Below are 7,039 nucleotides of genomic sequence, written 5' to 3'. Positions count from 1 at the left end.
TCCAGAAGTTGTCGCCAGTCGCTGCTTGATAAATGCAAAGCCATCACCCATGTCTATGCGATGTCAGGGGAAATTACCACATTTTCGGGTGTTTTGGGTGAGGGGCGGCTCGATAGTGCGCTGGCCGCCGCACTGCCGCAATTTTCGCGTGCACGCATTCAGGCTTTGATCGCCGATGCCGCTTTGCGTATCAATGGTCAGCCCTTTGCCGACGCCGGCAGCAAAAAAATGTCAGGACAGACATTTCAGCTTAACGTCCCTGCCCCCGTACCCGACAAAGCGATAGCGCAGAACATCGCACTGGATGTTGTTTTTGAAGATGAACATCTAATCATCGTCAATAAGCCCGCCGGGCTCGTCGTGCATCCTGCGGCGGGTCATAGCGATGGCACTCTCGTCAACGCCCTATTGCACCATTGCCAGGGCAAGCTATCGGGCATTGGCGGGGTGCAGCGTCCCGGTATAGTTCATCGCATTGACAAGGACACGTCCGGGCTTCTGGTCGTCGCCAAAAGCGATGCCGCGCATGAGGGGCTCGCAAAACTCTTCGCCGCGCATGACATAGAACGCAAATATATTGCGATCGTAAACGGCATACCCGCGCCGCCTGCTGGCACGGTCCGCACACAAATTGGCCGATCCACTACAAATCGAAAGAAAATGGCGGTGCTGCCCGAATCAAAGGGACGCCATGCCGTCACGCATTACCGGATGGTAGAAGCCTTTGCCAAAGCAGCGATGGTCGAATGCACGCTGGAAACGGGACGCACGCATCAGGTTCGCGTGCACATGGCGCATATCGGGCATCCGCTCATTGGCGATGGCGTATATTCTAATCGACAAAACCACTATAAAATTGGCCCAAATCAAGCCAAATTCGACCGGCAGGCATTGCATGCAGCCTCCTTGGGGTTTATTCATCCCATTACAGGCGGAACTTTACGGCTTGAATGCGGTATACCAGAAGACATGCAGCTTCTGTTAAGCAAGCTTCAGTCATAAATGTGGCGAAGGGAACGCTTTACCATTGGGTGCTTGATGAGGCCCAAGGGAAGGCACAATGAAAGAGGAAAACATGTCTGCTAAAAAGAATGTTCCGGCTACCATACCTGCCCTTGGGGGGGACGCGAGCCTAAATCGTTACCTAAGCGAAATTCGGAAATTTCCGATACTCAAGCCCGAGCAAGAATATATGCTTGCCAAGCGCTTGCAAGAACATGGTGACACTAAAGCGGCTGAACAGCTGGTCACGTCGCATCTCCGCCTCGTATCGAAAATCGCAATGGGCTATCGCGGCTACGGCCTTCCGGTGTCCGAGCTGATTTCCGAAGGGAATATCGGATTGATGCAGGGCGTAAAGAAATTTGATCCCGACCGTGGTTTCCGTCTCGCGACTTACGCGATGTGGTGGATCCGCGCGTCGATGCAGGAGTTCATCCTGCGTAGCTGGAGCCTCGTCAAAATCGGTACCACCGCCGCGCAGAAGAAGCTGTTCTTCAACCTGCGCCGGATGAAAAATAATCTTCAAGCCTTTGAAGACGGTGATCTGAATCAGGAAGCGTTGCAAAAAATCGCGACTGACCTCGGCGTTTCCGAAGAAGAAGTGAATAACATGAACCGCCGCATGGCGATGGGCGGTGATACATCGCTCAACGTGCCCATGCGCGAAGATGGCGATGGCCAGTGGCAAGACTGGTTGGTCGATGACACGCCGTTGCAAGACGAGCGCGTGGCCGACGCACAGGAAGGTGACATGCGCCATGCCTTATTGTCCGAAGCCATGGGCAGTTTGAATGAGCGCGAGAAACACATTCTGACCCAGCGCCGCTTGATCGAAGAGCCGCAGACTCTGGAAGAACTCAGTCAGACCTATAGCGTTAGCCGAGAGCGTGTCCGCCAAATCGAAGTGCGCGCTTTTGAAAAACTGCAAAAGGCGATGCTGCGTATCGCTACCGAAAAACGGCTGCTGCTCGCGTTTTAACTATCTGTAAAAATAGATGACGGGCGGATAACACTGCGCTAGTTTTTGGCTATGACAAAAACCAAGCGTTCGCCGTCCGCCCGTTTTCTTCGCTCCTGCTTTAAGGGCGCGCTCTATTTCATTGGCGGAACCGTCGCGCTTACCGCCGTCTATGCCGTGGTCCCTGTCCCGACAACGTTGACGATGTTATTCGACAGCAACGGCGCCAAACGCGACTGGACGCCCCTTTCCGACATTTCGCCGAACCTTGTACGTGCAGTGATCGCCGCAGAGGACGGTAAATATTGCAGCCATGACGGTTTTGATCGCGACGCCATCGAAAAAGCCTTGGCACGTAACCAGAAAGGTGGCCGCATACGCGGTGGCTCGACCATAAGTCAGCAGACCGCGAAAAATGTGTTTTTGTGGCAAGGGTCCGGCTGGACGCGCTATTTACGCAAAGTGCCTGAGGTGTATTTCACGTTCCTGATCGAAAAAATCTGGGGCAAGCGCCGAATCATGGAAGTGTATTTGAACGTCGCCGAGACCGGCATCGGCACCTATGGCGCAGAAGCAGGCGCACAGCGTTATTACAAAAAATCCGCCAAGAACCTGACCCGCATAGAGGCAGCACGCTTAGCAGCAATCCTGCCCTTGCCCAAAAAGCGGGCAGTCAATGGCGTGGGCGGCTTTACCCGCCGTTATGGCAACAGCATCTCCGCCCGCATCCGCGTCGTCAAACGCGACGGCCTCGACGCCTGCGTCTACTCATAAAAAAAGGGCGGAGCCGAAGCCCCGCCCTGTTTTAGCCGATTGTCGTTCTACTAGAACGCAAACGTAACGGTTCCGCTGACGGTACGTGGCGCACCAATCTGCACAAAGCCAGGGCCACCATATGCCGCTACGCCCGTTGTACGGTTATACGTCGCCGACTGGAACAAGCCGCCGCCGAAACCGCCGACATAGAACTGGTCAAACAGGTTATAGACGTTGACTTGGAAACGAGTCTTATCGTTCAGGCCAAGGAAACCAAGGTTGATGCTGGCGTCAAGATTAACCAACCAATAAGCTGGTGCCGTTTCACCAAAAATCTGGGTCCGCGATGACGTGCCCAAGGTGCCGCTAGGAACCGCGCCAGTTGGAACATAGGAACCAGTGTAAGTCGCTTCACCTGTGTCAAAGATGTTACGTGGACCTGTGCGCTTGGCCGTTATGCCAATTTCAACGGGGCCTACTTCACCGCGCAATGTTCCTCCGAAAGAGTATTTCGGCGAACCAGCTTCGCGCTGACCAGCAGTCGCCGCAAAAACAGGGGTTCCGTTCGCGTTTTCACCGATTGCAACATTGTTCTTGATTTCCGACTTCATGACCGAACCAAAAACATAAACGGCGAGTTCTGGGATTGGACGATAGGAAATCGAACCATCGATACCGTATTTGTCAACATTGCCCAGGTTACGGTAAACGTTCTGGTCCAGTTCGGGGTCATAGGCCGAGGCCAGACGATTTTGGAACTTCGTCAACCAACCCGAAGCTTGCGCTTGGATATTACCGGAACGGTAACGAACGCCAACGTCAACGCTGTCTGTCGTTTCTGGAGCAGGACGCGCACCAGCGGTCGTGATCGGGAAGAAGAACGCATTGTACAAGCTATCTGTGCCTGGGACCGAAAGGCCTTGGGCGAAGCTGGCGAACATGCTGAACTCTGGCGTGAACTTATAGTTGAAGCCGACATTTGGCAAAACCTTGTTATATTTAAACACGCGGTTTTGTGGTCCAGCCTGTGTTGGGTTCAACCCAGCATTCAACGTGTTCTGCGTGTCGTTACCAAAGCACTCAACAAAGCCACCGGCAGAGCTGGTGAAGCAATAATTTGTCAGATCACGTTTGAAAAATGGTGCGCGCACACCGGCAGTAACGACCAGAGCGTCGTCCATAAACTCGCCACGATATTCGCCCGAGATTTGCTGCAAAATCGCATATGACAGACGATTACGCTTCTGAAGCGTCACGCCATTTGCCGCAGCTTGCGGATTGTTCACGGGGAAAACGTCAAATGGCTCGCCATTGACGTCTAACAAGCCAACTTCGCCAGTTTGACGATGACGTGCACGGTCAAAAGTATAGGCCAAGCGCACCGAATTTGTATCGTTGATTTCGTAACGCAATGAGCTGATTACGCCATAACGATGCGTCTGGGTCTGGCTTGGCGCTATCATGGTTACTGAGTCGAGAATATCTCCATCGCCATTCAGATCCTTACCAAAGAATGGCGAACCACCAAGGTAACCAGCTTGGCAATTAACGCCAGTGCCAGATACTACGGTCGTACAGTTTGCTGCCGTGCCACCAGTTGGATCAATGTCGCGACGTGCTTCACGTGCAGTAACGGTGCCGCCACCATTTGCTTTTACATACTGATAGCTTGGATCAACGGTCAAAGTCAGCTTTTCACCAAAGCTGAATTTCGAAGAACCGCGAATGCTGCCCGTGTTTGACGGGTTATAACGACGGTCAAACTCGGTGCCGCAAGACGTTGCAGATTGCGCAGTACCAGCAACAGCCGCGACAGCGGTCGAGCATGGATAGTTGATGAGATATTCACGCTCATCATTGTTCGCAGGGAAGCGGTTGCCCGATCCTGCACCAACCACCCGGCCAGCGTCGCTACGCAGCGGCAGTGAACCAAAGAAGTTGTTGCGGTTTTGGTTGTAGTTACCAGCGATAGCAATGAAGTCGCCATCTACGCCAATTGGCTGATAAATTTTGGCGTTATATTGCTGCTTATCGACAACGCCATAATTGTTAAACGGGTTGTCGTTGCTTGCCATCGATGCCGAGAAGAAAGCACGCGTTCCGAACGATGTCAGATTACCGGTGTTTACAAGGCCAAAGGCGCGCATGAAGTTATATTCGCCGATAGAGCCCGAGAGCTTAACGCCGAAATCTTCGGTTGGTGTCAAAGTACGGTAGTTGACGGTGCCGCCAACGGCGGATGCCGTCGGGCTGTCAACATCGGTCGTACCAAGGTTCACGTTGACCTGCTCAATCAGTTCAGGGTCAAGCTGCTGGTTGGAATAAATTGCATAGTTGCCCGAGTCATTCAGCGGCACACCGTCAAATGTCAGCGAGATGCGCGATGAGTCAAATCCGCGGATGTTCAACGTACCGCCAGAAGATCCATAAGCGTCATTGTTCTGGAAGTTTACACCCGGAATGACGTTGATTGTGTCGAGAATTGTCTGACCTGGGTTCTGACGCTCGATCAACTCTTGCGTGAGAACAGCCTTTGCCTTGGTCGAGTCAGGCGCTTGAATGCCCGCAACATCCTGCGAACGCGAACCGGAGACAACAATAACCTCATCTTCAAAGTCTACCGAGCCGGTAGATTGCGCAAATGCTGCGCTGGAAAAGCTACAAATGGTAAGTGCCACAGCACTTGCTGCAAGCTGGTAACGAATTTTCATGCTCTTAACCCCTATGATTTTCACATGCCGTAACTTCGACAGATCTTGTTTCTTGGCCGAATCACGCGAACGAAATGGACCCTGCGCTCCCCATGGAACCCGAAAAAGTCACTAAAATGACAGTCAGACCCGCGGATTGGTCGCAATTAGCTGAGTGCGCTGCGCAAGCATAGTTTCGCGTTACCCAAAATGGTGCAAAGCAGCATTTTTGTTTATTTTATCGGCAAATGTGGCACGTTTACCACAGTTTACCAACCGAGTTTAGGCGGCATCTTCTTTGCTGACCTTGGCAGACTTAGCATATACCAAAACGGGGGTCTTGCGACCTTCGACCACGTCCTTGTCGACCACAACCTCGTCCACGCCGTCATAGGTTGGCAGGTCGAACATCGTATCCAGCAAAATCGCCTCAAGAATGGACCGCAGCCCGCGCGCACCGGTTTTGCGTTCGATTGCTTTCTTGGCAACGGCTTCCAACGCATCATCAGTGAAGCTTAGGCCGACATCTTCCATTTCGAACAGCTTGCGATATTGCTTTACCAGCGCATTCTTTGGCTCTGACAAAATTTTCACCAAAGCAGCGATGTCGAGGTCTTCAAGCGTCGCCGTTACCGGCAAGCGTCCCACAAATTCGGGGATGAGGCCAAATTTCAAAAGGTCTTCAGGCTCAATCTGTTTAAGAATTTCCCCGGTACGACGCTCGTCTGGGTCGGCAACATGCGCGCCAAAGCCAATCGACTTGCTCTCAAGGCGATTTGAGATAATCTTTTCAAGTCCGGCAAAGGCACCGCCGCAGATGAACAAGATGTTCGTCGTATCGACCTGCAGAAACTCTTGCTGCGGGTGCTTGCGGCCGCCCTGTGGCGGAACACTGGCCGTTGTGCCTTCCATGAGCTTAAGCAACGCCTGCTGCACGCCCTCCCCGCTGACATCGCGGGTGATGGAAGGGTTTTCGGCCTTGCGGCTGATCTTGTCGATTTCGTCGATATACACGATGCCGCGTTGCGCCTTTTCGACATTATAGTCGGATGCCTGCAGCAGCTTGAGGATGATATTCTCGACATCTTCACCGACATAGCCGGCCTCCGTCAATGTCGTCGCGTCTGCCATAGTAAACGGCACGTCGAAAGTCTTGGCCAGCGTCTGCGCCAACAATGTCTTACCACAACCCGTGGGGCCGACGAGCAGGATGTTGGACTTCGCAAGCTCAACATCCGCGCCCTTTGCGCCATGGTTCAGGCGTTTATAGTGGTTATGCACAGCAACCGACAATACGCGCTTTGCCTGCGGCTGACCAATGACATAGTCGTCCAATACTTCGCAGATTTCCTGCGGCGTTGGCACTTCGCCTTCTTTACGGCCGTTCAAAGCGCCCTTTGTTTCTTCGCGAATGATATCATTGCAAAGCTCCACACATTCATCACAGATGAACACAGTGGGACCAGCGATCAGCTTGCGAACTTCGTGCTGCGATTTTCCGCAGAAGGAACAATAAAGGGTGCTTTTCGTATCGGAACCGCTCAACTTCGTCATAATATGTCCTGCTTGCACGCCAATTTCAAACGCACCTTATTGATACCACATCCTAAAGATGCCCTCCGATTTGGCAATA

General features: G+C 52.8%; 5 protein-coding genes. 3 read left to right on the top strand and 2 right to left on the bottom strand.

Annotation, left to right across the window (positions count from 1 at the left end):
• Positions 1 to 60: 60 nt before the first annotated feature.
• From ACILP3_RS08945 to mtgA, 3 genes are all read left to right on the top strand, one after another.
• Positions 61 to 1,002 (top strand): RluA family pseudouridine synthase, encoded by a 942-nt coding sequence (locus ACILP3_RS08945; RefSeq protein ID WP_395616295.1) that lies wholly within the window; start codon positions 61 to 63, stop codon positions 1,000 to 1,002.
• Between the two features lie 73 nt (positions 1,003 to 1,075).
• Complete coding sequence (gene rpoH / locus ACILP3_RS08940; protein ID WP_395616294.1) at positions 1,076 to 1,981, top strand: RNA polymerase sigma factor RpoH; 906 nt, start codon at positions 1,076 to 1,078, stop codon at positions 1,979 to 1,981.
• Positions 1,982 to 2,032: 51 nt separating this feature from the next.
• Entirely contained in the window at positions 2,033 to 2,734 is a 702-nt protein-coding gene (gene mtgA / locus ACILP3_RS08935; RefSeq protein WP_395616293.1) for a monofunctional biosynthetic peptidoglycan transglycosylase, read from the top strand.
• 50 nt (positions 2,735 to 2,784) lie between these two features.
• Here the strand turns inward: mtgA and ACILP3_RS08930 are convergent, their stop codons facing one another.
• The gene (locus tag ACILP3_RS08930) at positions 2,785 to 5,427 is read right to left on the bottom strand and encodes a TonB-dependent receptor (RefSeq protein WP_395616292.1); all 2,643 of its coding nucleotides are present in this window, start codon (positions 5,425 to 5,427) and stop codon (positions 2,785 to 2,787) included.
• A gap of 261 nt (positions 5,428 to 5,688) precedes the next feature.
• Positions 5,689 to 6,960, bottom strand: coding sequence for an ATP-dependent Clp protease ATP-binding subunit ClpX (clpX, locus tag ACILP3_RS08925; protein ID WP_395616291.1), 1,272 nt, complete (start codon positions 6,958 to 6,960; stop codon positions 5,689 to 5,691).
• Between the last annotated feature and the right edge of the window lie 79 nt (positions 6,961 to 7,039).

The organism is Sphingorhabdus sp. (assembly GCF_044239665.1).
Taxonomy (GTDB): Bacteria; Pseudomonadota; Alphaproteobacteria; order Sphingomonadales; family Sphingomonadaceae; genus Sphingorhabdus_B.
The sequence above is the reverse complement of the archived record's forward strand: the minus strand, read 5'-3'. Positions and strand labels throughout refer to the sequence as shown.

Bases quoted from the DNA above. Each gene is read 5' to 3' on its own strand.
- clpX (WP_395616291.1), bottom strand. From the start codon at position 6,960: ATGACGAAGTTGAGCGGTTCCGATACGAAAAGCACCCTTTATTGTTCC.
- mtgA (WP_395616293.1), top strand. From the start codon at position 2,033: ATGACAAAAACCAAGCGTTCGCCGTCCGCCCGTTTTCTTCGCTCCTGC.
- ACILP3_RS08945 (WP_395616295.1), top strand. From the start codon at position 61: ATGTCAGGGGAAATTACCACATTTTCGGGTGTTTTGGGTGAGGGGCGG.
- rpoH (WP_395616294.1), top strand. From the start codon at position 1,076: ATGTCTGCTAAAAAGAATGTTCCGGCTACCATACCTGCCCTTGGGGGG.
- ACILP3_RS08930 (WP_395616292.1), bottom strand. From the start codon at position 5,427: ATGAAAATTCGTTACCAGCTTGCAGCAAGTGCTGTGGCACTTACCATT.